This window comes from Georgenia sp. TF02-10 (genome assembly GCF_022759505.1).
Taxonomy (GTDB): Bacteria; Actinomycetota; Actinomycetes; order Actinomycetales; family Actinomycetaceae; genus TF02-10.
In genome coordinates, this window is sequence record NZ_CP094289.1 from 1,469,139 (window position 1) to 1,493,461 (window position 24,323).

General features: G+C 77.0%; 24 protein-coding genes. 20 read left to right on the forward strand and 4 right to left on the reverse strand.

Annotated features, from left to right (window positions below):
* The first annotated feature begins 22 nt into the window (after positions 1-22).
* The 4 genes from MF406_RS06625 (at position 23) to MF406_RS06640 (ending at position 4,067) form a co-directional block, all read left to right on the forward strand.
* Positions 23-385: a YraN family protein gene (locus MF406_RS06625; protein ID WP_242897163.1), complete on the forward strand. Its 363-nt coding sequence runs from the start codon at positions 23-25 to the stop codon at positions 383-385.
* Complete coding sequence (locus MF406_RS06630; RefSeq protein ID WP_242897164.1) at positions 385-1,929, forward strand: YifB family Mg chelatase-like AAA ATPase; 1,545 nt, start codon at positions 385-387, stop codon at positions 1,927-1,929. The genes MF406_RS06625 and MF406_RS06630 overlap by 1 nt, the downstream gene beginning before the upstream one ends.
* Positions 1,922-3,064 carry a DNA-processing protein DprA gene (gene dprA, locus MF406_RS06635; protein ID WP_242897165.1) on the forward strand — a complete coding sequence of 381 codons (1,143 nt, stop codon included), beginning with the start codon at positions 1,922-1,924 and terminating at the stop codon, positions 3,062-3,064. The genes MF406_RS06630 and dprA overlap by 8 nt, the downstream gene beginning before the upstream one ends.
* 88 nt (positions 3,065-3,152) lie before the next feature.
* Positions 3,153-4,067, forward strand: a complete 915-nt coding sequence (locus tag MF406_RS06640; protein WP_242897166.1) for a tyrosine recombinase XerC — start codon at positions 3,153-3,155, stop codon at positions 4,065-4,067.
* 139 nt (positions 4,068-4,206) lie between these two features.
* On the opposite strand, the gene MF406_RS06645 is transcribed toward MF406_RS06640, so the two are convergent.
* Entirely contained in the window at positions 4,207-4,866 is a 660-nt protein-coding gene (locus MF406_RS06645) for a M23 family metallopeptidase (RefSeq protein WP_242897167.1), read from the reverse strand.
* A 391-nt stretch (positions 4,867-5,257) separates the two neighbouring features.
* Between MF406_RS06645 and rpsB the strand changes: the two genes are divergently transcribed.
* The 14 genes from rpsB to MF406_RS06710 all read left to right on the forward strand — a co-directional run bounded on the left by rpsB (position 5,258) and on the right by MF406_RS06710 (position 18,540).
* Entirely contained in the window at positions 5,258-6,265 is a 1,008-nt protein-coding gene (gene rpsB / locus MF406_RS06650) for a 30S ribosomal protein S2 (RefSeq protein ID WP_242897168.1), read from the forward strand.
* Positions 6,266-6,292: 27 nt separating this feature from the next.
* Entirely contained in the window at positions 6,293-7,138 is an 846-nt protein-coding gene (tsf, locus tag MF406_RS06655; protein ID WP_242897169.1) for a translation elongation factor Ts, read from the forward strand.
* A gap of 181 nt (positions 7,139-7,319) precedes the next feature.
* Entirely contained in the window at positions 7,320-8,072 is a 753-nt protein-coding gene (gene pyrH, locus MF406_RS06660; protein WP_242897170.1) for a UMP kinase, read from the forward strand.
* Entirely contained in the window at positions 8,069-8,626 is a 558-nt protein-coding gene (gene frr, locus MF406_RS06665) for a ribosome recycling factor (RefSeq protein WP_242897171.1), read from the forward strand. Before pyrH ends, frr begins: the two co-directional genes overlap by 4 nt.
* Positions 8,627-8,628: 2 nt before the next feature.
* Complete coding sequence (locus tag MF406_RS06670) at positions 8,629-9,579, forward strand: phosphatidate cytidylyltransferase (protein WP_242897172.1); 951 nt, start codon at positions 8,629-8,631, stop codon at positions 9,577-9,579.
* A 16-nt stretch (positions 9,580-9,595) separates the two neighbouring features.
* Positions 9,596-10,783 (forward strand): 23S rRNA (adenine(2503)-C(2))-methyltransferase RlmN, encoded by a 1,188-nt coding sequence (gene rlmN, locus MF406_RS06675; protein ID WP_242897173.1) that lies wholly within the window; start codon positions 9,596-9,598, stop codon positions 10,781-10,783.
* The gene (locus tag MF406_RS06680) at positions 10,780-11,544 is read left to right on the forward strand and encodes a DivIVA domain-containing protein (RefSeq protein WP_242897174.1); all 765 of its coding nucleotides are present in this window, start codon (positions 10,780-10,782) and stop codon (positions 11,542-11,544) included. Before rlmN ends, MF406_RS06680 begins: the two co-directional genes overlap by 4 nt.
* Before the next feature lie 2 nt (positions 11,545-11,546).
* Complete coding sequence (dxr, locus tag MF406_RS06685; RefSeq protein ID WP_242897175.1) at positions 11,547-12,836, forward strand: 1-deoxy-D-xylulose-5-phosphate reductoisomerase; 1,290 nt, start codon at positions 11,547-11,549, stop codon at positions 12,834-12,836.
* 101 nt (positions 12,837-12,937) lie between these two features.
* Positions 12,938-13,060, forward strand: a complete 123-nt coding sequence (locus MF406_RS18705) for a hypothetical protein (protein ID WP_256463941.1) — start codon at positions 12,938-12,940, stop codon at positions 13,058-13,060.
* 50 nt (positions 13,061-13,110) lie between these two features.
* A complete protein-coding gene (locus tag MF406_RS06690) occupies positions 13,111-13,950 on the forward strand; it encodes a DMT family transporter (RefSeq protein ID WP_242897176.1) in 840 nt (279 codons plus the stop codon).
* A 318-nt stretch (positions 13,951-14,268) separates the two neighbouring features.
* Positions 14,269-15,612 carry an RIP metalloprotease gene (locus MF406_RS06695; protein ID WP_242897177.1) on the forward strand — a complete coding sequence of 448 codons (1,344 nt, stop codon included), beginning with the start codon at positions 14,269-14,271 and terminating at the stop codon, positions 15,610-15,612.
* 162 nt (positions 15,613-15,774) lie between these two features.
* Complete coding sequence (gene ispG, locus MF406_RS06700) at positions 15,775-16,929, forward strand: flavodoxin-dependent (E)-4-hydroxy-3-methylbut-2-enyl-diphosphate synthase (protein ID WP_242897711.1); 1,155 nt, start codon at positions 15,775-15,777, stop codon at positions 16,927-16,929.
* Positions 16,930-16,935: 6 nt separating this feature from the next.
* Entirely contained in the window at positions 16,936-17,796 is an 861-nt protein-coding gene (locus tag MF406_RS06705) for a DUF4081 domain-containing GNAT family N-acetyltransferase (protein WP_242897178.1), read from the forward strand.
* Between the two features lie 171 nt (positions 17,797-17,967).
* Positions 17,968-18,540, forward strand: coding sequence for a GNAT family N-acetyltransferase (locus MF406_RS06710; protein WP_242897179.1), 573 nt, complete (start codon positions 17,968-17,970; stop codon positions 18,538-18,540).
* Positions 18,541-18,565: 25 nt separating this feature from the next.
* Here the strand turns inward: MF406_RS06710 and MF406_RS06715 are convergent, their stop codons facing one another.
* Positions 18,566-19,516: a DNA-formamidopyrimidine glycosylase family protein gene (locus MF406_RS06715; protein WP_242897180.1), complete on the reverse strand. Its 951-nt coding sequence runs from the start codon at positions 19,514-19,516 to the stop codon at positions 18,566-18,568.
* Positions 19,517-19,598: 82 nt separating this feature from the next.
* Here MF406_RS06715 and MF406_RS06720 point away from each other — a divergent pair, with 82 nt between their 5' ends.
* Complete coding sequence (locus MF406_RS06720) at positions 19,599-21,428, forward strand: proline--tRNA ligase (protein WP_242897181.1); 1,830 nt, start codon at positions 19,599-19,601, stop codon at positions 21,426-21,428.
* Positions 21,429-21,530: 102 nt separating this feature from the next.
* On the opposite strand, the gene MF406_RS19065 is transcribed toward MF406_RS06720, so the two are convergent.
* Together MF406_RS19065 and MF406_RS06735 are read right to left on the reverse strand one after the other, a co-directional pair.
* Positions 21,531-22,550: a GNAT family N-acetyltransferase gene (locus MF406_RS19065; protein WP_371744621.1), complete on the reverse strand. Its 1,020-nt coding sequence runs from the start codon at positions 22,548-22,550 to the stop codon at positions 21,531-21,533.
* A 48-nt stretch (positions 22,551-22,598) separates the two neighbouring features.
* Entirely contained in the window at positions 22,599-23,582 is a 984-nt protein-coding gene (locus tag MF406_RS06735; RefSeq protein ID WP_242897182.1) for a hypothetical protein, read from the reverse strand.
* Positions 23,583-23,789: 207 nt separating this feature from the next.
* Between MF406_RS06735 and rimP the strand changes: the two genes are divergently transcribed.
* Positions 23,790-24,317 (forward strand): ribosome maturation factor RimP, encoded by a 528-nt coding sequence (gene rimP / locus MF406_RS06740; protein WP_242897183.1) that lies wholly within the window; start codon positions 23,790-23,792, stop codon positions 24,315-24,317.
* Positions 24,318-24,323: the final 6 nt, after the last annotated feature.

Here is a 24,323-nt window from a genome sequence, read left to right on the forward strand (position 1 = left end):
GGTGGCCGCGGAGGTGAGGCCGGTGCGCGCCAAGGACGCCGTGGGGGCCTACGGGGAGCGGGTGGCGGTGCGGCTCCTCGCCGACCAGGGGCTGGAGGTGCTGGCCCGGAACTGGCGCTGCGCCGTCGGGGAGATCGACGTCGTCGCCCTGGACCGGGACCGTGACGAGGTCGTCTTCGTCGAGGTCAAGACCCGCCGCTCGACGGCCTACGGCGACCCCGCCGAGGCGGTCACCGCCGTCAAGCTCGCCCGCCTGCGCCGCCTGGCCGGGCAGTGGCTCGCCGCGCACGACGCCCACCCCGCCCGGGTGCGGATCGACGTCGTCGCCGTCCTCGCCCGCACCGCCGGCCCGGCCCAGGTCCGCCACCTCAAGGCCGTGGGCTGATGGGCCTCGGCCGCACCCGCACCGTCACGCTCGTCGGCATCGAGGGCCACATGGTGGAGGTGGAGGCGCACATCGCCAACGGCCTGCCGGCCTTCACCCTCGTCGGCCTGCCCGACGCCGCCGTCAACGAGGCCCGCGAGCGGGTCCGCGCCGCGGTGACCTCCACCGGGCTGAGCTGGCCCGCCCGGCGCACCACCGTCAACCTCTCCCCGGCGTCCCTGCCCAAGTCCGGCACCGGCCTGGACCTCGCCCTCGCCGTCGCCGTCCTGGCGGCCGACGGGCTGCCGGGCGCGGACGCCGTCGCCGCCCGGGTCCACCTCGGCGAGCTCGGCCTGGACGGCCGCGTCCACCCCGTCCGGGGCGTCCTGCCGGCGGTGGCCGCCGCGGTGGCGGCCGGCCACCGGGAGGTCGTCGTCCCGGCCGGCAACGCCGTCGAGGCGGGCCTCGTGCCGGGCGCGCGGGTGCACCCCGTCCACCACCTCGCCGAGCTGGTCCGCGCCTACGGCGGCCCCGGCCTGCCCGCGCCGCCGCTGCCCTCGCCGCCCGGCCCGCCGCCGGCCGCCGAGCCCGCCGGCCCGCCGCCGGACCTGGCCGAGGTGCTCGGCCAGGACGACGCCCGGTTCGCCCTGGAGGTGGCCGCGGCCGGCGGGCACCACCTCTTCCTGCTCGGGCCGCCGGGGGCGGGGAAGTCCATGCTCGCCGCCTGCCTGCCCGGGCTGCTGCCGGACCTGACCGACGCCGAGGCGGTGGAGGTCACCGCCGTGCACTCCGTCGCCGGCACCCTCGACGCCGTCACCGGGCTGCTGCGCCGCCCGCCGTTCGAGGACCCGCACCACACCGCCACCCCGGCGGCTGTGGTGGGCGGCGGCAGCGGCCTGCCCCGCCCCGGCGCGGCCAGCCGCGCCCACCGCGGCGTGCTGCTGCTGGACGAGGCCCCCGAGTTCTCCCCCCGGGTGCTGCAGACCCTGCGCCAGCCGCTCGAGCGCGGCGAGCTCGTCCTGCACCGCGCCGCCGGCACCGCCCGCTACCCCGCCCGCTTCCAGCTCGTCCTCGCCGCCAACCCCTGCCCCTGCGGGCAGGCGACCGGCAAGGGCCTGCGGTGCACCTGCACCCCGATGGAGCGGCGCCGCTACCTCGGCCGGCTCTCCGGGCCGCTGCTGGACCGGATCGACATCCAGGTGGACGTCGACCGGGTCACCCGCGCCGCGCTCGCCGTCGCCGCCGCGGCGGAGCCGTCGGCGGCCGTGGCGCGGCGGGTGGCGGCCGCCCGGGCCCGGCAGCGCCACCGGCTGGCCGGCACCCCCTGGCGCACCAACGCCGAGGTCCCCGGCTCCTGGCTCCGCGGGCCCGAGGGGCACCTGCCGCCGGCGGTCCGGCGGCCGCTGGAGCGGGCGCTGGACCGCGGGACGCTGAGCATGCGCGGGCTGGACCGGGTGCTGCGCCTGTCCTGGACGCTGGCCGACCTGGCCGGCGCGCCCGCCCCCACCGCGGCGGACGTGGGCACCGCCATCGGCCTGCGCACCCGAGGAGAGCACGATGCCTGACCTGCCCTTTGACGCCGCCGACCCGCGGCTGGCCGCCGCGGCCTGGAGCCGGCTGGTCGAGCCCGGGGACCCGGCGGCGGGCGCCCTGGTCGCCCACCTCGGCCCCGTCGACGCGCTGGGCTGGCTGTGCTCCGCCGCCCGGGTGGGCACCACCGCCCGGGGCGGGCGGCCCTGGGAGCAGGCGGTGAGCCGCTGGTTGCCGCGGCTGCCCGGCCTGGACGTGCGCCGCGAGCTCGACACCCTGGACCGGCTCGGCGGCACCCTCGTCCTGCCCGGGGAGGAGCACTGGCCGGCCGGCCTGGACGACCTGCCCGTCCCGCCGTTCGTGCTCTGGGTGCGCGGGGACCCGGCCGCGCTGCACGGGCGGTCCGCCGCCGTCGTCGGCGCCCGGGCCGCCACCACCTACGGGCAGCGGGTGGCGGCGGACATCGGCCTCGGCCTGGCCGAGGCCGGGGTCGCCGTCGTCTCCGGCGGCGCCTACGGCATCGACGCCGCCGCGCACCGTGGGGCCCTGGCCGGGGAAGGGGTGACGGTCGCCGTCCTGGCCGGCGGGGTGGACCGGCTCTACCCCGCCGGCAACGCCGCCCTGCTCGAGTCGGTCCTGGCGAGCGGTGCGGTGGCGGCCGAGGTCCCGCCCGGGTGCGCGCCCAGCCGCAGCCGGTTCCTCGCCCGGAACCGGCTTATCGCCGCGATGACCGGGGCCACCGTGGTGGTCGAGGCCGCCTGGCGCTCGGGGGCCCTGTCGACGGCGGCCCGCGCCGCCGAGGTCGGCCGGCCGGTCGCGGCGGTGCCGGGTCCGGTGACGTCGATGGCGTCGGCGGGGTGCCACCGGCTGCTGCGCGAGGGTGCGGTCTGCGTCACCGACGCCGCGGAGGTCCGCGAGCTCCTCGCCCCGGCGGGGGAGGACCTGCCGGCCGAGCCCGCGGTCCAGCCCGGGCTGCTCGACGACCTGGACCCGGTGGCGGCCCGGGTGCTGGACGCCCTGCCGGTCCGCGGCGCCGCGCCGGTGGCCAGCGTGGCGCGCACCGCCGGGCTGGACCCCGCCCAGGTCCGCGCCGCCCTCGGCCACCTCGAGCTGGCCGGCCGCGCCGAGCGGCACGGCAGCTCCTGGCGCCGCCCCCGGGTCCGGGCCTGACCGGCACCCGGCCCGGCCCGGCCGCCGCGCGCCCGGCCCGGCCGCCGCCCGCCCTGCCCGGGCGGCCGCGCCGTCGTACCGTAGGCCGGTGGCCAGCTCGCGCGGGGAGATCCTCGAGGCGTTCGGCCGGCACCTCGCCCTGCAGCGCGGCCGCAGCGCCCACACCGTCCGGGCCTACACCGCCGACGTCGCCGACCTGCTGCACCACCTCGACCCCGGCGCCGACCCGGCCACCGCCACCGGCCTGCCGCCGATGGACCTCACCACCCTGCGGGCCTGGCTGGCCGCGCAGCAGCGCCGCGGGATGTCCCGCGCCACCCTCGCCCGGCGCGCGGCCGCCGCCCGGACCTTCTCCCGATGGGCGCACCGCTCCGGCCACCTGCCGGCCGACGTCGGCGCCCGGCTGCGCAGCCCGCGCCCGGACCAGCACCTGCCCACCGTGCTCCGCGTGCCGGACGCGACCGCCCTGCTCGCGGTGGCCCGGGAGCGCGCCACCGGGCCGGTCCAGCTCCGGGACTGGGCCGCCCTGGAGCTGCTCTACGCCACCGGCGTCCGGGTGGCCGAGCTCACCGCCGTGGACACCACGGACGTGGACCTGCGCGAGCGGACCCTGCGGGTCACCGGCAAGGGCGACAAGCAGCGGGTGGTGCCCTTCGGGGTGCCCGCCGCCGAGGCCGTGCAGGCCTGGCTGGCCCGGGGCCGGCCCGCCTTGGTCACCCCGGCCAGCGGCGCCGCCCTCTTCCTCGGCGCCCGCGGCGCCCGGCTCGACCCGCGCACGGTCCGTGCCGTGCTGCACCGCCTCACCGCCCTCGCCGGCGTCCACGACATCGCCCCGCACGGCCTGCGGCACAGCGCCGCGACGCACCTGCTCGACGGCGGCTCGGACCTGCGCAGCGTCCAGGAGCTCCTCGGGCACGCCTCCCTGGCGACCACCCAGCGGTACACCCACGTCACGCCGGAGCGGCTCCGCGCCGCCTACACCCAGGCGCACCCGCGGGCCTAGCCGGACCGGACCCCGCCGCGCGCCGAGCGCGACCACACCCAGCCGGGCGGCTACCACGACGGGGCCGGCCCGGGTGGCGAGCGCGCGCGACCGGGCCGCCCGCGCCGCCTTATCGCGCGACCGGGCCGCCCGCGCCGGCTTATCGCGCGACCAGGTCCAGGTCCGGGGGCAGCAGCCGGACCACCGCCCGGGCGCCGAGCAGCCGCATCGGGTCCAGGTAGGTGTCCCGCCCGGTGCGGGCCCCGAAGTGCAGGCAGGTGGTCAGCGTCCACACCGGGCAGTGCCCGGCCACCAGGTGCCCGAGCGTCTCGCCCGCCCTCACCCGCTGCCCGGCGACGACGGCCGGCTCGACCGGCTCGTAGGTGGTGCGGATCCCGTCGGGGTGGTCCACCGAGACCACCGGCCGGCCGGCGACCATGCCGGCGAACGCGACCACGCCGTCGCCGGCCGCGAGCACCGCCGAGCCCTCCGCCGCCTCCAGGTCGACGCCGCGGTGCCCGGCGAGCCACCGCTCGGCCGGCGGGGCGAAGTCCCGCACCAGGGCCGCCTCCTCGCCGGTGGGCCACCGGTAGCGCGGCGCGCGACGCCCGGACGCCTCCGGGCCGCCCGGGCCCGGGCCGGGCGGTGCGGGCTGGGCCACGGCGGCGGGGCCGGCCGGGCCGGCGAGCGCCGCGCCGGCGGCCGGCGGGCCTGATCGTGCGCATCGCGCAGGGCTCCGGGACGAGGCCGCGACGGCCACCGCCAGCGCGGCGGCCGCGGCGGCGGCGAGCAGGGTCAGGAGCGTGCGCGGAGCGATCATCGCCCCACGGTGGCGCGGCCGGTGCCGGTGGTGCCGGGCGATGGCCGCGGGCTGTGGAGAGCCGGGCAGGAGCGGCGGCCTGAGGACGGCCGCCCCGCGCCCCCCGGACGCCCGCGCCGCCGCGCCCCCCGGGCGGTCCCACCGGGGCATCCGGTAGCATGGCCACCGCAGCCGGCACCCGTCGGCTGATATCGCGTGCCCGCACCCCCGTCCAGCCCCGGCCCCGCCGGCGGCCTTGCGGGGCGGCCCGCCGTCGGTCCCGTGCCTGGCACGGGCGGCCGGGACGCCGCGGGCACCAGGGAGCAGCAGCTCAGAACCGAGAACCCGGGCCCTGGCCTCGCGAGGCCGGGCCCCCACGGCGTGCGGGACCCGCACGCGGAAGGGACGCGCCATGGCCGTCGTCACCATGCGCCAGCTCCTCGAGAGCGGCGTGCACTTCGGGCACCAGACCCGCCGGTGGAACCCCAAGATGAAGCGGTTCATCTTCACCGAGCGCAACGGCATCTACATCATCGACCTGCAGCAGTCGCTGCGGGACATCGACCGCGCCTACGAGTTCGTCAAGGAGACCGTCGCGCACGGCGGCACCATCCTGTTCGTCGGCACCAAGAAGCAGGCCCAGGAGGCCATCGCCGAGCAGGCCCAGCGGGTGGGCATGCCCTACGTCAACCAGCGCTGGCTGGGCGGGATGCTGACCAACTTCGGCACCGTGCACAAGCGCCTGCAGCGGCTCAAGGAGCTCGAGCAGGTCGACTTCGACGACGTCGCCGCCTCCGGCTTCACCAAGAAGGAGCTGCTTATGCAGCGCCGGGAGAAGGAGAAGCTCGAGCGCACCCTCGGCGGGATCCGGGACATGGCCAAGGTGCCCTCCGCGGTCTGGGTGGTGGACACCAAGAAGGAGCACCTCGCCGTCGCCGAGGCCCGCAAGCTGAACATCCCGGTCGTGGCGATCCTGGACACCAACTGCGACCCGGACGAGGTGGACTACCGCATCCCGGGCAACGACGACGCCATCCGCGCCGTCGCCCTGCTCACCCGGGTGGTCGCCGACGCCGCCGCCGAGGGCCTGGTCAAGCGGCACGGCGGCGGGGAGACCACCGGCGCGCCGACGGCCGAGGAGCCGCTGGCCGAGTGGGAGCGCGAGCTGCTCGCCACCCACGAGGCGCAGCAGAGCGAGACCGCCTCCGTCGTCGCCGCCGACGCCCCCGACCCCGGCGGGGAGGCCGCCGCGCACACCGCCGGGTCGACGCACGACGCCGACGAGGTCGCCGCGGCGGCCGAGGCCGGGGACACCGTCCCGCCGGTCGTCGACGGCGCGGACGCCGACACCACCCAGGTGGCGGACAACTCCGTCGCCGCCCAGGACGCGCAGTCCGCCGAGCAGGCCGAGCAGGCCTGAGCACGAACCACGAGAGGATCACCATCGATGGCGAACTACACCGCCGCTGACATCAGGACCCTGCGCGAGAGGACCGGCGCGGGCATGCTCGACGTGAAGCGGGCCCTCGAGGAGGCCGACGGCGACCAGGACCGGGCGCAGGAGATCATCCGCGTCAAGGGCCTCAAGGGCGTCGCCAAGCGCGAGGGCCGCGCCGCCGCCGAGGGCCTCGTCGCGATCGACGTCGTGCCCACCCCGGACGGGGAGGGCGAGACCGGGGTGATGGTCGAGGTCAACTCCGAGACGGACTTCGTCGCGAAGAACCAGACCTTCATCTCCTTCGCCGACCGGGTCCTCGCCGCCGCCGTCGCCTCCGGCGCGCGGGACGTCGACGCGCTGCTCGCCGCCGACTCCGACGGCGTCGGCGTGCAGTCCGTCGTCGACGACGTCGCCGCGACCCTGGGCGAGAAGATTCAGGTCCGCCGCCTCGCCCGGGTCTCCGGGCAGAAGGTGGCCAGCTACCTGCACCGCACCGCCAAGGACCTGCCCCCGGCGGTCGGGGTGCTGGTCGCCACCGACGCGGCCGGCGCGGACGTGGCCCACGACGTGGCCCTGCACGTCGCGGCCTACTCCCCGACCTACCTCTCCCGGGAGGAGGTGCCCGCCGAGACGGTCGCCGACGAGCGCCGCATCGCCGAGGACACCGCCCGCAACGAGGGCAAGCCGGAGGGCGCGCTGCCCAAGATCATCGAGGGCCGGCTGAACGGCTTCTTCAAGGAGAACTGCCTGCTGGACCAGGCGTTCGCCAAGGACCCGAAGAAGACCGTCGGCCAGGTCGTCCGCGAGGCGGGCGGCACGGTCACCGGCTTCGCCCGGTTCCGCGTCGGGGCCTGACCCCGCCGTCCGGTGGCCCCGGCCCGCTCGGGCCGGGGCCACCGGCGCGCCGCCGCCCGTCGGCCGCGCACCCGCCGGCGCCCGTCGGCCGCGCACCCGCCGGAGACCCGGCCGCCCGGCCGGAGCCGCGCCGGCCAGCCCCCGCCCCCGCCCCGCCACCGCCCGAGCCCGCAGGAGTGAGATGACCGACCAGCGCAACCCCGACCGCCGGCGCCGGGTGCTCCTGAAGCTCTCCGGGGAGGTCTTCGGCGGCGGCAAGGTAGGGCTGGACGCCGACGTCGTCGCCGCCGTGGCCCGGGAGATCGCCGAGGCCGTGACCACCGGCGTGGAGGTCGCCGTCGTCGTCGGCGGGGGGAACTTCTTCCGCGGCGCCGAGCTCTCCCAGCGCGGCATCGACCGCTCCCGGGCGGACTACATGGGCATGCTCGGCACGGTCATGAACGCCCTGGCCCTGCAGGACTTCCTCGAGCAGGCCGGGGTGCGCACCCGGGTGCAGACCGCCATCACCATGGGCCAGGTCGCCGAGCCGTACATCCCGCTGCGCGCCATCCGGCACCTGGAGAAGGGCCGCGTCGTCGTGTTCGGCGCCGGCGCCGGGATGCCGTTCTTCTCCACCGACACCGTCGCCGCCCAGCGGGCCCTGGAGACCCACTGCACCGAGCTGCTGGTCGGGAAGAACGGCGTCGACGGCGTCTACACCGCCGACCCGCGGCTGGACCCCACCGCCACCCGGCTGGACCACCTCACCTACGCCGAGGCGATCAGCAAGGGCCTGCGGGTGGTCGACGCCGCCGCGTTCAGCCTGTGCCAGGAGAACGGCCTGACCATGCGCGTCTTCGGCATGGCCGCCCCGGGCAACGTGGCCCGCGCGCTGCGGGGTGAGAGGATCGGGACGCTCGTGACCGCCCACCAGAACCAAGGAGTGACGCCGTGATCGACGACGCCCTGCTCGAGGCCGAGGAGAAGATGGACCGGGCCGTGGAGGTGGCCCGGGAGGAGATGGGCCACATCCGCACCGGCCGGGCCAACGCCGGCATGTTCAACCCCATCCTCGTCGACTACTACGGCGCCCCCACCCCGCTCCAGCAGCTCGCCGGGATCACCATCCCCGAGGCCCGCACCGTCCTGGTCACCCCCTACGACCGCTCCTCCACCCAGGCCATCGTCAAGGCGCTGCGCGAGTCCGACCTCGGCGTCAACCCCACCGACGACGGCCACGTCATCCGCGTCGTCCTGCCGGCCCTGACCCAGGAGCGGCGCCGGGACTACGTCCGGCTCGCCAAGGCCCGCGGCGAGGAGGCCCGCATCGCCATCCGCGCAGTGCGCCGCCGCGCCAAGGAGGAGCTCGACCGCATCGCCCGGGACGGCGACGCCGGCCAGGACGAGGTGGACCGCGCCGAGAAGGAGCTCGAGGCGCTGACCCGCCGACACGTGGACGTCGTCGAGAAGATCCTCGACGCCAAGGAGACCGAGCTGCTCGAGGTCTGAGCGTGACCGCGCCGCCCGACCCGCCCGAGCCCCTCCCCGGCGCCGTCCAGCGCCTGCGCGAGGCCCGCCGTCGTGCCCGCTCGGCGCTCGTCGAGCCGGCCCCGCCCACCCCGCGGGACCCGGTCCCGCCGCCGGGCCGGGCCGGGCGCAACCTGCCCGCCGCGGTCGGCGTCGGCCTGGTCCTGCTCGCCCTGGTCGCGGCCACCCTGTTCGTCCGCCGCGAGGCCTTCGTCGCCCTCGTCGTGCTGGCCACCGGCGGGGCGCTGTGGGAGCTGGCCCGCGCCGTCGCCCAGCGCGGCATCGCCGTGCCGCTGCCCCCGCTGTGGGTGGGCGCGGTGGGCATCGCGGTCGCCGCCTGGGTCGGCGGCGCCCCGGCCATGCTGATGGCCTTCGTCCTCACCGCCGGCGGGGTGTTCCTCTGGCGGGTGCTCGACGGCGGGGGGCTGGCCGCCGTCCGGGACGCCGCGGCCGGGATCTTCGCCGCCGCCTACGTGCCCTACCTGGCCGGGTTCGCGGTGCTGCTGCTGCGGATGGAGGACGGGGCGTGGCTGGTGGCCACCTTCCTGCTGGTCGCCATCGCTAACGACACCGGCGGGTACGCCGCCGGGGTCCTCCTCGGCCGGACGCCGATGGCGCCGTCGATCAGCCCGAAGAAGTCCTGGGAGGGGCTGGCCGGGTCGGTGCTGCTGGCCGCCGCCGTCGGCGTGGTCCTGACGACGGCGGCCCTGGCGCTGCCGTGGTGGGTCGGCGCCGGGCTGGGGGTGGCCGCCGTCGCCGCCGCGACCACCGGGGACCTGGCCGAGTCGCTGCTCAAGCGGGACCTGGGGCTGAAGGACATGGGGTCGCTGCTGCCCGGGCACGGGGGGATCATGGACCGGCTGGACTCGATGCTGGCGTCCGCGCCGGTGTGCTACGTCATCCTCGGGGCGGCGACCGGCGGGCTGACCTTCTGAGAGGATGACGGGCGTCATGGAGCACACCACCGCGCCGGTCCAGGTCCGGCCCGCCCACGAGGCCGGCCCGGGCCCGCGGCCCACGCTGTCCTTCACCGCCCGCCGGCGCGGGAAGCCGCCCCGGCACCTGGCCGACCTCACCCCCGCCGAGCGGGCCGGCGCCGTCGCCGAGCTCGGGCTGCCGGCCTTCCGGGCCGACCAGCTCGCCCGGCACTACTTCGGCCACCTCACCCGGGACCCGGACCGGATGACCGACCTGCCGGCCGCGGACCGGGCCGCCCTCGCCGGCGCGCTGCTGCCGGACCTGGTCACCCGGGTCCGGGACCTCACCGCCGACGGCGGCACCACGGTGAAGTCGCTGTGGCGGCTGCACGACGCCGCGATGGTGGAGTCGGTGCTCATGCGCTACCCCGGGCGGACCACCCTGTGCGTGTCCTCCCAGGCCGGCTGCGGGATGGCCTGCCCGTTCTGCGCCACCGGCCAGCAGGGCCTGACCCGCAACCTGTCCACCGCCGAGATCGTCGAGCAGGTCCGCCTGGCCGCGCGGGCCTGCCGGGACGGGGACCTGGCCGGCGGCCCGACCCGGCTACGCAACGTCGTGTTCATGGGCATGGGCGAGCCGCTGGCCAACTACCGGGCCGTCCTCGGCGCCGTCCGGGCCATCGTCGCCCCCGCCCCGGCCGGGCTGGGGCTCTCCGCCCGCAACGTCACCGTCTCCACCGTCGGGCTGGTCCCCGCGATCGACCGGCTCGCCGCCGAGGGCCTGCCGGTCACCCTGGCGGTGTCCCTGCACGCCCCCGACGACGCCCTGCGGGACGAGCTGATCCCGATTAACTCCCGCTGGAAGGTCGGGGAGCTCCTCGACGCCGCGCACCGGTACTTCACCGCCACGGGGCGCCGGGTGAGCATCGAGTACGCCCTGATCAAGGACATGAACGACCACGCCTGGCGCGCCCAGCTGCTCGCCGACGAGCTCCTCGCCCGCGGCCGCGGCTGGGTGCACGTCAACCCCATCCCGCTCAACCCGACCCCCGGGTCGATCTGGACGGCGAGCGAGCCGGCGGTCGCGGCGGAGTTCGTCGCCACCCTGCGGCGCGCCGGGATCCCGACCACGGTGCGGGACACCCGGGGCAGCGACATCGACGGCGCGTGCGGGCAGCTGGCGGCGGAGGTCCTGGTGGCCCCGGGGCAGGAGCGCCGATGACCACGATGTTCCCGACGGCCGGCCGGGCCCGGCTCGGGTACGACCGGGAGCAGGTCGAGGAGTTCTTCGCCCGGGCCCGCGCGGCGTATGAGGCCGGCGACAGCCGGGTGGGCGACGGCGAGACCGGGGCCGGCGGGGCCGGGGCCAGCGCGGTCGGCGACGGTGCCCGGGCCGGGGCCAGCCCGGCCGGCCGGGCCGCGGCCGGCGACGAGGACGCCGGTGCCGGCGACGACGCCCGGCCGACCGGTGGCGACGACGGCCGGCCGACCGGTGGCGACGACGGCCGGCCGGCGGGCGGCGACGCCCGGCCGGCGGGGGACGACCGGCTGGACGCGGACGACGTGCGCGGCGCCGCGTTCGACCTGGTGCGCGACGGGTACGCGACCGCCGCGGTGGACGGCGCGCTGGACCGGCTGGAGGCCGCGTTCGTCCAGCGCCGGCGCAGCGCGTTCGTCGCCGCGCGCGGCGAGCAGGCCTGGATGGACCGGGTCGCCGACCGGGCCACCACCCTCTACCCCCGCCTGCTGCGCCCCGCCGGGCAGCGCTTCGCCCCGCCGCCGTCGGGCCGGGGCTACGAGCGGGCCGCCGTCGACGCGCTGCTGGACCGGCTGATCGCCTACTTCGACGACGGCGGGGCGCTGACCTCCACCGAGCTGCGGACGGCGACGTTCCCCTCCGCCCGCGCGTCCCGCGCCTACCACGAGGGCACCGTGGACGCCTACCTCGACCGGGCCGTCGAGGTGCTGCTGGCGGTGGAGTGACGGTGCGTCCCACCGACCTGGTCCTGCTCGGTTCCACCGGCTCGATCGGCACCCAGGCCCTCGACGTCGTCGCCGCGGCGCCGCCGGGGACCTTCCGGGTGCGGGCGCTGGCCGCCGGCGGGGGGAACCTGGCCCTGCTCGCCGAGCAGGCGCTCGCCCACGACGTCCCCGTGCTGGCCGTGGCGAGCGCCGACCCGGCGGTGCCCGGCCGGCTGCGCGAGCTGCTCGCCGACGAGCGGGCCCGCACCGGCCGCGCCGACGGGCCCGAGCCGGAGATCCGCACCGGCCCGGACGCGGTGACCGAGGTCGCCGGCTCGCTCGGGCCGGCGGCGGGCCCGGCGGCCGGCGGGGACGGGCGCCGCGCCGTTGTCCTCAACGGCATCACCGGCTCGGTCGGGCTGGCGCCCACCCTGGCGGCGCTGCGTTCCGGGGCGACCCTCGCCCTGGCCAACAAGGAGTCCCTGGTGGTCGGCGGGGCCCTTGTCAAGGCCGCCCAGCAGCGGCCCGGCCAGGTGGTCCCGGTGGACTCCGAGCACTCCGCGCTCGCCCAGGCGCTGCGCGCCGGCCGGCACGAGAAGGGGATGACCGCCGACGTCGTCACCGGCCGCACCGAGGTCCGCCGGCTGGTGCTGACCGCCTCCGGCGGGCCGTTCCGCGGCGCCACCCGCGACCGGCTCGCCCGGGTCACCCCCGCCCAGGCCCTCGCCCACCCGACCTGGACCATGGGTCCGGTGGTGACCGTGAACTCCGCGACCCTGGTCAACAAGGGCCTGGAGCTCATCGAGGCGCACCTGCTCTTCGACGTCCCCGTCCCCGACATCACCGTCGTGGTCCACCCGCAGTCGGTGGTGCACTCCATGGTGGAGTTCCACGACGGGTCCACCGTCGCCCAGGCCTCCCCGCCGGACATGCACCTGCCCATCGCGCTCGGGCTGACCTGGCCGGACCGCGCCGTCGGGGTGGCGGCGCCGTGCGCCTGGGACCAGGCCACCGCCTGGACGTTCGAGCCGCTCGACGACGCCACCTTCCCGGCGGTCGGGCTCGCCCGGTCGGCCGCCACCGCCTCGCCCAGCCACCCGGCGGTGCTCAACGCGGCGAACGAGCAGTGCGTCGCGGCGTTCCTCCAGGGCCGGCTGACCTACCTCGGCATCACCGACGTCGTCCAGGAGGTCCTCGCCGCGTACAGCCCGCCGCCCGCGGGCCCCGGCGGCGCGCTCGCGCTGGCGGACGTCCTCGGCGCCGAGGAGTGGGCGCGGGCCCGCGCCGAGGAGCTCATCGCCCGCCGCGGCTGAGGAGCAGCACCGATGTCGGAGACCTCGTCACCCATGGCGCTCCTGGCCGCCCGCCTCGTGGGTCCTGCCGGTTTCTCTCCATCCTCGACGCCCTCGCGCCGATGGCTGACGACGCGGTGACCGTGGCAGCGGACTCGCTCGCCGATGCGCTTTCCGGCCTCAGCGCCGAGGCGCGCGTCGCACGGCGTCTGCGCGTCTCACGGCGTCTGGTCGGCGCACCGTGATCGGCCGGCGCACGACCGAGGTCCCGCCGTGGTCGATGGCGGTTGCGGCGATGCTCGCCGTGCAGCTCGCCAACGCGCTGTCGGTGAGCGTGATCGACCAGGTCGGGGCGGCAGGGACGGCTTGGCTGCGGATGAGCTTCGGGGTGGTCTTCCTCTGGGTGATCGCCCGCCCGGCGGTCCGTTCCGTCCGCCGGCGGGACGTCCCGGCGCTGCTCGCGCTCGGCGTGGTCACCGGGTTCATGGCGACGTTCTTCCTCACCGCGGTCGAACGCATCCCGCTCGGCACGGCCGTCGCGATCGAGTTTCTCGGCCCGCTCACGGTGGCGGGCCTGATGAGCAAGCGCCGAGGGGCGCGCGTGTGGCCGGTGCTGGCCTTCGTCGGCGTCGTGCTGCTGACCGAGCCCTGGCACGGGGAGATCGACCTCGCCGGTGTCGGGTTCGCCCTCGCCGCCGGATGCTGCTGGGGCCTGTACAACCTCCTCACCCAGCACGTCGGTGACCGGTTCTCCGGCATCAGCGGGCTCTCGCTCACGATCCCGGTCGCCGCCCTCGCCACGCTGCCGGTCGGCCTCCCGCAAGTCATCACCGGGAGCTTCACCTGGTGGGTCCTGCCCGCGGCAGCGGGGATCGCGCTGCTCACGCCGGTGATCGCGTTCGGGCTCGAGATGCTCGCCCTGCGCCGGATGACCCACACCGCGTTCGGCACGCTGCTGTCCATCGAGCCAGCCTTCGGCATCCTCATCGGCCTGCTCGTGCTCGCCCAGACCCCCACGATCGTGCAGCTGATCGGCATCACCCTCGTCGTCGTGGCGGGAACGGCCGCGCAGCGAGGTGGGGCCCGCGCTGCCGACCCCTTCCGAGCCAGGACCACGACGACGGAAGGCGCATGACCGCGACCCCGAGATGCGGTTCGAGTCGTCGAGACCCGGAACCTGACCTCCTCACCAGTCTCGATCGCTAGCCCCCACGTCCGGGCTCCACGGTGGCCGCACCGCGGCCCCGGCCACTGAGCCGAGCTGCCGCCGTCGGCCAGGAACCGGCGGCGCGGGCGCCGCGTTGTCCCCGCGGAGAGGCATGATGGACGCGGCACGGGCCGCCCCGTCAGGGGCGTCTCCCCGGGGCCCCGCCCGGGCCGTGACCGTGTCGCCGGTTGCCGCCCCGCCCGGCAGCGGCCGGAGCCAGACCCAGCCCAGGAAGGGAGGAGCCGCGTGGAGTTCGTCGTCGGGGTGCTCATCCTCCTCGTGGGCCTCGTCGTCTCGATCGCGCTGCACGAGATCGGCCACCTCGTCCCCGCCAAGCGCTTCGGGGTGCTCGTGCCGCAGTACATGGTCGGCTTCGGCAAGACGCTGTGGTCCAGGACCGTGCGGGGGACCGAGTACGGCATCAAGGCGCTGCCGCTGGGCGGCTACGTCCGGATGGTCGGGATGTACCCCCCGGCGCGCCGGGCCGAGCGGACCCGCCCGGACGGCCGGCCCACCCTGGTGCAGGAGGCGCGCGCGGCCGCCCTCGAGGAGGTCCCGCCGGGCCAGGAGCACCGCACCTTCTACCGGCTGAGCGTGCCCCGCAAGCTGGTCGTCATGCTCGGCGGCCCGACGATGAACCTGCTCATCTCGGCGGTGCTGCTTGCCGTCATCGCGACCGGGCTCGGCGTGGGGCAGAACACCACGACGCTCGGCGCCGTCCAGGAGTGCCTGCCCGCCCAGACGACCGCCGCCGACGCCGACGACGCCGGCACCGCTGCCGGCACCGCGGAGTGCACCCCCGCCGACCCGGCCGCCCCCGGCGCGGCCGCCGGCCTGCGCCCGGGCGACCAGGTGCTGGCCTGGGGCGGGACGCCGGTGGACAGCTGGGCGGACATCTCGGCCGCGATCGCCGCCGGGCCCGCCGCCCCCACCGAGGTCACCGTGGAGCGGGACGGGCAGCGCCTGACGCTCACCGTCACCCCGGCGCTGGCCGAGCGGCCCGTCCTCGGCGACGACGGCCAGCCGGTCCGGGGGGAGGACGGGGAGGTCCGCACCGAGCAGCGGCCCTTCGTCGGGATCGGGCCGACCTTCGCCCTGGTCCGCCAGCCGCTGAGCGCGGTGCCCGGGCTGGTCTGGGACACCTTCACCGGCACCGTCGAGGTGCTGCTCACGCTGCCGCAGCGGCTCGTCGACATCGCCCAGGCCGCGTTCGGCGCCGAAGAGCGCGACCCCTCCGTCGTCGGGCTGGTCGGCGTCGGCCGGTTCGCCGGGGAGATCGCCTCGGTCGAGGGCGAGGGGTACGGGCTGGCCGAGCGGAGCGCCGACATGCTCTCCCTGCTCGTCTCGCTGAACATGGCCCTGTTCGTCTTCAACCTCATCCCGCTGCTGCCGCTGGACGGCGGGCACGTCGCCGGGGCGCTGTGGGAGGGTGGTCGGCGGGCGGTCGCCCGGGTGCGGGACCGGTCCGACCCCGGCCCGGTGGACACCGCCCGGATGCTGCCGGTGACCTACGCCGTCGTCGCCGTCATGCTGGGCATGAGCGTGCTGCTCGCCTACGCCGACATCGTCCGGCCGGTGACCCTCGGCTGACCGGTACGCGGCCGCCGTCGCCGGCCCCCGCCGTCGTCCGCGCCGGCGGCGTCAGGTGACCCACCGCCGTCGCCGGCCATGGCGCCCCTCACCCCCGACCGCCGGGTCCCGGCCGGGGCCGGGTGCGATACTGGGCGGGTGAGCGCACCCATCAACCTCGGCATGCCGACCGTCAAGGAGCCGCCGCCCGTGCTGGCTCCCCGGCGCCAGACCCGCAAGATCCGGGTCGGCCCGGTCGAGGTCGGGGGGGACGCGCCGGTCTCCGTGCAGTCCATGACCACCACGAAGACGCACGACATCAACGCCACCCTCCAGCAGATCGCCGAGCTCACCGCCGCCGGCTGCGACATCGTCCGGGTCGCCTGCCCCACGGACAAGGACGCCGAGGCGCTGCCGATCATCGCCAAGAAGTCCCAGATCCCGGTGATCGCGGACATCCACTTCCAGCCCAAGTACGTCTTCGCCGCCATCGAGGCGGGCTGCGGCGGCGTCCGGGTCAACCCGGGCAACATCCGCAAGTTCGACGACAAGGTCAAGGAGATCGCCCGCGCGGCCTCCGACGCCGGGGTCTCGCTGCGGATCGGCGTCAACGCCGGGTCGCTGGACCCGCGGCTGCTGCAGAAGCACGGCAAGGCCACCGCCGAGGCGCTGGTGGAGTCCGCGGTGTGGGAGGCCTCGCTGTTCGAGGAGCACGACTTCCACGACTTCAAGATTTCCGTCAAGCACCACGACCCAGTGGTGATGGTGCAGGCCTACCAGCAGCTCGCCGCCCGCGGGGACTGGCCGCTGCACCTGGGCGTGACCGAGGCCGGCCCCGCCTTCCAGGGCACCGTCAAGTCCGCGACCGCCTTCGGGGCGCTGCTGTCCCAGGGCATCGGGGACACCATCCGGGTCTCCCTCTCCGCCCCGCCGGTGGAGGAGGTCAAGGTCGGCAACCAGATCCTGGAGTCGCTGAACTTGCGCCCGCGCAAGCTCGAGATCGTCTCCTGCCCCTCCTGCGGGCGGGCCCAGGTGGACGTCTACGAGCTGGCCGACTCCGTCACCGCCGGCCTGGAGGGCCTCACCGTCCCGCTCCGGGTGGCGGTCATGGGCTGCGTCGTCAACGGCCCGGGGGAGGCCCGCGAGGCGGACCTCGGGGTGGCGTCCGGCAACGGCAAGGGCCAGATCTTCGTCCGCGGCGAGGTGATCAAGACCGTCCCGGAGGAGCAGATCGTCGAGACGCTGATCGCCGAGGCCAACCGGCTGGCCGGGGAGATGGGCCTTCCCGACGGCGACGCCGCCCGGGCCGGTGCCTCACCGGTCGTCACGGTCGGCTGAGCGAGCGTGGCGCTGTGGCGCCGGCAGGACCCGGCGGTGCGCAGCCTCGGCGGCGCGGACCGGGCGGCCGCCCTGGAGCTGTGCCGGCGTGACCCGGTCGGCGCGGTGCTCGCCGCCGTCCAGGTCGAGGCCCTCGGCCAGCCCGCCCCGCCCGGCACGGCCCTGCTCGGGGTGGTCGACGGCGACCGGCTCGACGCGCTGTGCTGGGCCGGGTCCAATCTCGTGCCCGTCGGGGTGCGCGGGGCCGCGGCGGACGTGCTGGCCGAGCACCTGCTCCGGCGCAGCCGCCGGTGCTCCTCCATCGTCGGCCCCGCCGACCAGGTGCTGGAGCTGTGGGACCTGCTCGCCGCCACCTGGAGCCGGCCCCGGGAGGTCCGCGCCGACCAGCCCTCGATGGTCCTCGACGGCGACCCGGCGGTGCCCGCCGACCCCGAGGTCCGGCTCGGCGCCCCCGCGGACCTGCCGCACGTGCTGCCGGCCTCGGTGGCCATGTTCACCGAGGAGGTGGGCTACGACCCGACGGTGACCGGCGGGGCGTACGCGGCGCGGGTGGCCGAGCTCCTCGCCGCCGGGCGCACCTACCTGCGGGTGGAGACCGCCGCGGACGGCACCCCCGAGGTGGTCTTCAAGGCCGACGTCGGCGCGCTCGCCGTCGGCGTGGCCCAGGTGCAGGGCGTGTGGGTGCATCCCGAGCGGCGTGGGGCCGGGCTCGGCGCGGCCGGCATGGCGGCCGTGGTCGCCGACGTCCGGCGCCGGCTCGCCCCCACGGTCTCCCTCTACGTCAACCGCTACAACACCCCCGCGCTCGCGGCGTACCGCCGGGTGGGGTTCCGCGAGGTCGGCAGCTACGCCACCGTGCTGTTCTGACGCCGGGCCGGGCCGGTGGCCGCTCGACGCCGCCCGGGCCGGGCCGCCGTCGCCGGCACGGAGCAAGCCCGGCCGCCTCGCCGGCACGGAACGAGCCCCGGCCGCCGTCGCCGGCACGGAACAAGCCCGGCCGCCGTCGCCGGTGCGGGCCGGCCGTGCCAGGGTGGCCGCATGGTGATCGAGGTGCGTCCGGCGACGGTGTTCGCGGACGTGCGCACGATGGTCGGGCCCAAGCGGCCGGACGCGAACGTCTGCTGGTGCCTGAGCTACCGCCTGCCGGCGAAGGAGAACCGCGAGCTGAGCGGGCCCGCGCGGGCCGAGCGCGTCCGGGAGCTGGTGGCGCAGGACCCGCCGCCCGGCGTGCTCGCCTACGACGGCGAGGAGGTCGTCGGCTGGGCGGCGGTGCACCCGCGCGCCGGCACGAGCTTCGCCCGGAACCGCAGGATCCCCCGGGTCGGGGACGTCGAGCCGTGGTCGGTGTGGTGCATCCGGGTACGGCCCGGGCACCGCAGCACGGGGATCTCGCACCACCTGCTCGACGGCGCCGTCGCCTTCGCCCGGGCGAACGGTGCGCTCGCCGTCGAGGGGTACCCGGTCGACAACCAGGGCCAGAAGGTCGACCTGACGATGGCCTACGTCGGGACCCGGCGGCTGTTCGAGCGGGCCGGGTTCACCAAGGCGGCCGACACCCAGTCCGTGCTGAACGGCTTCCCGCGCGTGCTGATGTGGCGCGACCTGCGCTGAGCGGGCGCACGCCGCGAGCGGCGGCTCAGCGCAGCAGCCTGGACATCCGCCGGTCGGCCAGGACCTTCCCCTCGGTCTGGCAGGTCGGGCAGTACTGCAGGGCCGAGTCGGCGAAGGACACCTCCCGCACCGTGTCCCCGCACACCGGGCACGGCTGCCCGGTGCGCCCGTGCACGCGCATGCCGCGCCGCTTGGCGTCCTTGAGATCCGCGGCCGGGCGGCCGGCCGCCGCCGCCACGGCGGCCCGGAGCACCTCGCCGATGGCCGTGTGCAGCCGCGCCGAGGCGTCGTCATCGAAGGTGCGGGTGAGGGCGAACGGGCTCATCCGGGCGGCGTGCAGGATCTCGTCGGAGTAGGCGTTGCCGATGCCGGCGATCACCGACTGGTCCCGCAGCAGCCCCTTGACCTGCTGGTTCCGGGCCGCCAGCAGCGCCCGCAGCCGCTCCAGGGTCAGGTCGGCCGGCTCGACGCCGAGCGTCGCCACCGCCGGAACGTCCGCCGGCCGGGCCACCACGTGGACGGCGAGGCGCTTGCGCGTCCCGGCCTCGGTGAGGTCGAAGCCGGCGCCGTCGTCCAGCCGGACCCGCAGGGCGATCGGGGAGCGGCCGGGCCGCAGGGCGGTGGCGGGGACGGCGTCGTACCACCGCAGCCAGCCGGCCTTGGCCAGGTGGACGAGCAGGTGCAGCTCTGCCGGCTCGGGCTCGTCGTCGCCGGGCGGCCCAGGCTCGTCGCCGGCCGGCCCAGGCTCGTCGCCGGCCGCCGCCCCGCCGGCTGGCTGCCCGGGCCCGGTCACCAGGTCGAGCCACTTGCCGTGCCGGGCCACGTCCGTCACCCGCCGCCCGGCCAGCGCGGTGGGCGCGGGGGAGAAGGTCTTCAGCGCGCTGACCGCGCCGACCTCCACGGCGCTGACGGCACGCCCCACGGCCCGCTCGCGCAGGAACTGGGCGAGCCCCTCGACCTCCGGCATCTCGGGCACGGGTCCATCCTGGCGCACCTCCCGGCACCGGCGCACCCACCGGGGCGGGGGTACCGGCGGGGCGGCCACTAGGCTGATCGCCGTGCTGCTGAAGATGTCGTCCCTGTTCGTGCGGACCCTCCGGGAGGACCCCGCCGAGGCCGAGGTCGCCTCCCACCGGCTCCTGGTCCGCGCCGGGTACATCCGCCGCGCCGCCCCGGGGATCTACACCTGGCTGCCGCTCGGGCTGAAGGTGCTGGCCAAGGTCGAGCGGATCGTCCGCGAGGAGATGGACGCCATCGGCGCGCAGGAGGTCCACTTCCCCGCGCTGCTGCCCAAGGAGCCCTACGAGGCCACCGGACGGTGGACGGAGTACGGGCCCAACATCTTCCGGCTGCGGGACCGCAAGGACGCCGAGTACCTCCTCGCCCCGACCCACGAGGAGATGTTCACCCTGCTGGTCAAGGACCTGTACTCCTCCTACAAGGACCTCCCGCTCGCCCTGTACCAGGTCCAGACCAAGTACCGGGACGAGGCCCGCCCCCGGGCCGGGCTGCTGCGCGGCCGGGAGTTCATCATGAAGGACGCCTACTCCTTCGACGTCGACGACGCCGGCCTGGAGCGCTCCTACGGCCTGCAGCGGCAGGCCTACCAGCGCATCTTCGAGCGGCTCGGGCTGGAGTACGTCATCGTCAGGGCGATGAGCGGGGCCATGGGCGGGTCCATGAGCGAGGAGTTCCTGCACCCCACCCCGGTCGGGGAGGACACCTTCGTCCGCTCCCCGGGCGGGTACGCCGCCAACGTCGAGGCCGTCGCCACCCCGGTGCCCGAGGCCGTCGACGCCGCCGGCCTGCCCCCGGCCGAGGTGCTCGACACCCCCGGCTCGACGACGATCGAGACCCTCGTCGCCCAGGCCAACCGGCTCCACCCCCGGCCGGACCGGCCGTGGACCGCCGCGGACACCCTGAAGAACGTCGTGCTCGCGCTCACCCACCCCGACGGCGCCCGGGAGATCGTCGTCGTCGGCCTCCCCGGGGACCGGGAGGTGGACCTCAAGCGGCTCCAGGCCGCCGTCGAGCCGGCCGAGGTCGAGCCCGCCACCGAGGCCGACCTGGCCGCCCGGCCCGAGCTGGTCAAGGGGTACATCGGCCCCGCCGTGCTCGGCCCGAACGGCGCCGCCCGGACCTACGACGACGACGGCCGGCTCACCGGCGGGGCGGTGCGCTACCTGCTGGACCCGCGCGTTGTGCCCGGCACCGCCTGGGTGACCGGCGCCGACGCGGAGGGCAAGCACGTCTTCGGCCTGGTCGCGGGCCGGGACTTCACCGCCGACGGCACCATCGAGGCCGCCGAGGTCCGCGCCGGCGACCCGGCCCCGGACGGCTCCGGCCCGCTGGAGCTCGCCCGCGGCATCGAGCTCGGCCACATCTTCGCCCTCGGCCGCAAGTACGCGAGCGCGCTGGACCTGAAGGTCCTGGACGCGGGCGGCAAGGCCGTCGTCGTCACCATGGGCTCCTACGGCTTCGGGGTCACCCGCGCGCTCGCGGCCCTGGCCGAGGCCAACCACGACGAGCGCGGCCTGGTCTGGCCGGTGCAGGTCGCCCCCGCGCACGTCCACGTCCTGGCCACCGGCAAGGACCCGGAGGTCTTCGCCACCGCCGAGCGGCTGGCCGGCGAGCTCGAGGCGGCCGGGCTGGAGGTCCTCTACGACGACCGGCCCAAGGTCTCCGCGGGGGTGAAGTTCGCCGACGCCGAGCTGCTGGGCGTCCCGCTGGCGGTGGTCGTCGGGCGGGGGCTGGCCGACGGGGTGGTCGAGGTGCGCCGGCGCGGCACCGGCGAGCGGGAGGAGCTCCCCCCGGCGCAGGCGGTCACCCGGCTGCGCGCCCTGGTCGCCGAGGCCCTGGGCCGGGAGCCGGCGGGCGCGCCGGCCTGAGCCACGCCACGCCGCCGGCGCGGGCCAGGCCGACCGCCGGCGGGTGCTGTTGGTCGGCGCTTCGATCGCGCTCCTGGGTACGACGACCGTCGCGGCCGCCGCTCACGGCAGGCTCGGCCGGTGCAGCTCTAGCCCGAGCTCCATGAAGACGCTGTTGGGGTCAGGCGTGTAGTCGGCGAACGGTCCGACCTCGTGAAATCCCGTCCTCGCGTAGAGGCGGCGGGCGGGGGCGAAGTAGTCCTGGGTTCCCGTCTCCAGCAGGAGGCGGTCGTACCCGCGTGCCATCGCCTCACCGACCGCGTGGCGCAGGAGCCGTGCGGCCACACCGGTGTTGCGCGCCGTGGTGACGGTGCGCATCGACTTCAGCTCGCCTGCACCTGCCGCGAGGTGCTTGAGCGCGGCGATGCCGAGAAGCATGTCCGCCTTGTCGCGGGCGGCCCAGAGGGTGATGCCGGGATGCGCCAGCTCGGTCAGCGCCAGAGCGTGAACACTCTCGGCGGGTGACGTGGCGTGCATGTCCCGAAGGTGCTCCTCGATGAGCCGGCGTACGTCGTCGTCGTACACGTCAGCCCGCTCCACGCGGACCGCGGGTCCCGCCGAGGGTCCCAGCCGCAACGATGCGAGGAAGGCGTTCAGCTCGGCCCTCCCCGAGTCCCACGCGCCCAGGCCGTTCGCGGCGTTGACGTGCCCAACCGCGCCCGCCTCGACGAACGCCGCACCCCACCGCTGAGCGAGGGTTCTTGCCTCCTCGAGCCCAACGAACGGGGCGTCGGATGGTGCGACCACGGTGACCGGGACCGGCAGCGCCGCGCGAGCAGGATGGAACGAGCGGGCTTGGGGCGGGAAGTCGGGTCCGCTGCGGTCCGGCGGCGCGACAAGGAAAGCCCCCACCGCCGCATCCCGGCCCCTGTTGGCGAGCCAGGCACTCACCGCGAGGCACCCGAGGCTGTGCGCGACCACGAACGTGTCCGCGCCCACCTGGCGATCGAGCGCGTCGAACCAGTCCGCCTGCTCGGGCGCGTCCCACGAGCGCGGCCGGAGGCGGCCGGCCGCAGAGCCCAGCTCGCGCTCCCGCACGCTCTGCCAGTGACCGTCATCAGACCCGCCGAGGCCAGGCACCATCAGGACTCGCATACGCTCCCTCGCCACCGATCTTGCCGCCGGGATGAGCTAGGCCACGCCGGGCAGCGCCGGGAGCGACCCGCCCCAGGCCCGGACCTGGGCCGCCGCGTCCTCGGCGGCCGCGACCAGCGCCGGGCGCTCCTCCGCGCCGACCAGGGTGAGGCTGAACACCCAGTGCTCCACCAGGCGCCGCTCGGCGCCCGCGGCCGCCGCCGCGAGCGGGTCCAGGCCGGTGCCCTCCGGCGGGGCGTCGAGCGCGTAGGCGGGCAGCCGGTCGTCGGGCGCGCCGGCGGCGAGCGCGGCGTCGACCAGGGCCTGCAGCTGCGCCACCCGGGCGATGGCGCGCTCGCGATCCGCCCCGCCGGTGCGGGCGGCCATCGTCTCCAGCGCGTACCGGGCCTGGTCCAGCACCCGCACGGTGGGGCCGTCGGCGCCGCGGCGCCGCAGCGCCTCCACGGTCAGCGGCTCCCCGGCCGGCACGCCCCCGGCCTCCGTGCCGAGCGCCGCCGCCAGGTCCACCGCGTCGTCCTGACGGGCGAGGGCGACGGCGGCCAGCACGGCGGCGACGTCGTCCCCGCCCACGCTCAGCGCTGCCTCCCGGGCCGTCTCGGCGCCGTCGAGGAGGAGGGTGAGCACGTCCGACGGCATGGGGTCGGCCACCGGCGGGGCGGTCCGCACCGGGGGAGTGGCCACCCCCTCGGGCGCCCCGTCCGGCCAGGCCACCCACACCCCGCCGAGCGCGGCCTCCTGCGCCCGGGCGTCGTCGGCGATCTCGAGCAGGGCCGCAGCCGGTGCGTCGTCGGCGCCGGCCGCGCCGGGGTTCTCGTCGGCCGCGCCGGCCTCGTCGGCGGCGCCGGTCGCCCCGTCGGCGCCGTCGGCACCCCGTGCCGCTGAAGAACGGCGAGGGGCGGCCAGGGTCGCCGCGGCTAGCGCCGCCTCCTGGCGCACCTGCTCGGCGGCGTCCGGGGTGGGCGGCTCGGGCGGCGGGGTGTCCAGCCGCACCCCGCACCCGGCGGTGGCGGCGACCAGCACGGCCGCGACCGCTGCCCGCCGGGGACGGGCACCGGCGCGGCGGGACCCGGGACGGGCGCCCGGGCGACGGGAGGCTGCCGGAGCCGGTCGGTCACGCACCGTGCGATCCTGCCACGGCCCGGGACCGCCGCCGGGCCGCCCCGCCGCCACCCCCGGCCCGGATGGGTAGGGTGGGAGGCTGTCCCGACCCCGCAAGGAGACCCACCGATGAGCCCCGCCCGTCCCCACGAGGCCCAGGGCCGGCTGCGCGCCGCCCTGGCCCCGGTCGTCGACGCCGCGGGCCTCCTGCTCGAGGACGTCACGGTCGCCCGCGCCGGGCGCCGCACCGTCGTCCGCGCCGTCGTGGACCTGCCCGACGGCCCCGGCGGCGTGGGCTCGGACCAGCTCAGCGAGGTCTCCAGGGAGGTCTCCCGGGTGCTGGACGACGTCGACGCCGTCGCCGGCAGCTACACCCTGGAGGTGACCACCCCCGGCACCGACCGCCCGCTGACCGAGCCGCGGCACTACCGCCGCGCCGTCGGCCGGCTGGTCACCCTCACCACGACCGACGGGCGCACCGTCACCGGCCGGCTGACCCAGACCGACGCCGGTGCTGACGCCCCCGCCGGCGCCGGCACCGAGACCGCCAGCGGCGGCGTCGTCCTCGACGTCGACGGCGCGGCGGACCGGCTGCCCTACGCCCAGCTCGCCGGCGGCCGGGTCCAGGTCGAGCTCCAGCGCCCCGAGCAGGCCTGAGGAGGA

Bases quoted from the DNA above. Each gene is read 5' to 3' on its own strand.
- ispG (WP_242897711.1), top strand. From the start codon at position 15,775: ATGCCGACCGTCAAGGAGCCGCCGCCCGTGCTGGCTCCCCGGCGCCAG.
- tsf (WP_242897169.1), top strand. From the start codon at position 6,293: ATGGCGAACTACACCGCCGCTGACATCAGGACCCTGCGCGAGAGGACC.
- MF406_RS06630 (WP_242897164.1), top strand. From the start codon at position 385: ATGGGCCTCGGCCGCACCCGCACCGTCACGCTCGTCGGCATCGAGGGC.
- MF406_RS06710 (WP_242897179.1), top strand. From the start codon at position 17,968: ATGGTGATCGAGGTGCGTCCGGCGACGGTGTTCGCGGACGTGCGCACG.
- rimP (WP_242897183.1), top strand. From the start codon at position 23,790: ATGAGCCCCGCCCGTCCCCACGAGGCCCAGGGCCGGCTGCGCGCCGCC.
- pyrH (WP_242897170.1), top strand. From the start codon at position 7,320: ATGACCGACCAGCGCAACCCCGACCGCCGGCGCCGGGTGCTCCTGAAG.
- MF406_RS06645 (WP_242897167.1), bottom strand. From the start codon at position 4,866: ATGATCGCTCCGCGCACGCTCCTGACCCTGCTCGCCGCCGCCGCGGCC.
- rpsB (WP_242897168.1), top strand. From the start codon at position 5,258: ATGGCCGTCGTCACCATGCGCCAGCTCCTCGAGAGCGGCGTGCACTTC.
- MF406_RS06680 (WP_242897174.1), top strand. From the start codon at position 10,780: ATGACCACGATGTTCCCGACGGCCGGCCGGGCCCGGCTCGGGTACGAC.
- dprA (WP_242897165.1), top strand. From the start codon at position 1,922: ATGCCTGACCTGCCCTTTGACGCCGCCGACCCGCGGCTGGCCGCCGCG.
- MF406_RS06690 (WP_242897176.1), top strand. From the start codon at position 13,111: ATGCTCGCCGTGCAGCTCGCCAACGCGCTGTCGGTGAGCGTGATCGAC.
- rlmN (WP_242897173.1), top strand. From the start codon at position 9,596: ATGGAGCACACCACCGCGCCGGTCCAGGTCCGGCCCGCCCACGAGGCC.
- MF406_RS19065 (WP_371744621.1), bottom strand. From the start codon at position 22,550: ATGGTGCCTGGCCTCGGCGGGTCTGATGACGGTCACTGGCAGAGCGTG.
- MF406_RS18705 (WP_256463941.1), top strand. From the start codon at position 12,938: ATGGCTGACGACGCGGTGACCGTGGCAGCGGACTCGCTCGCCGATGCG.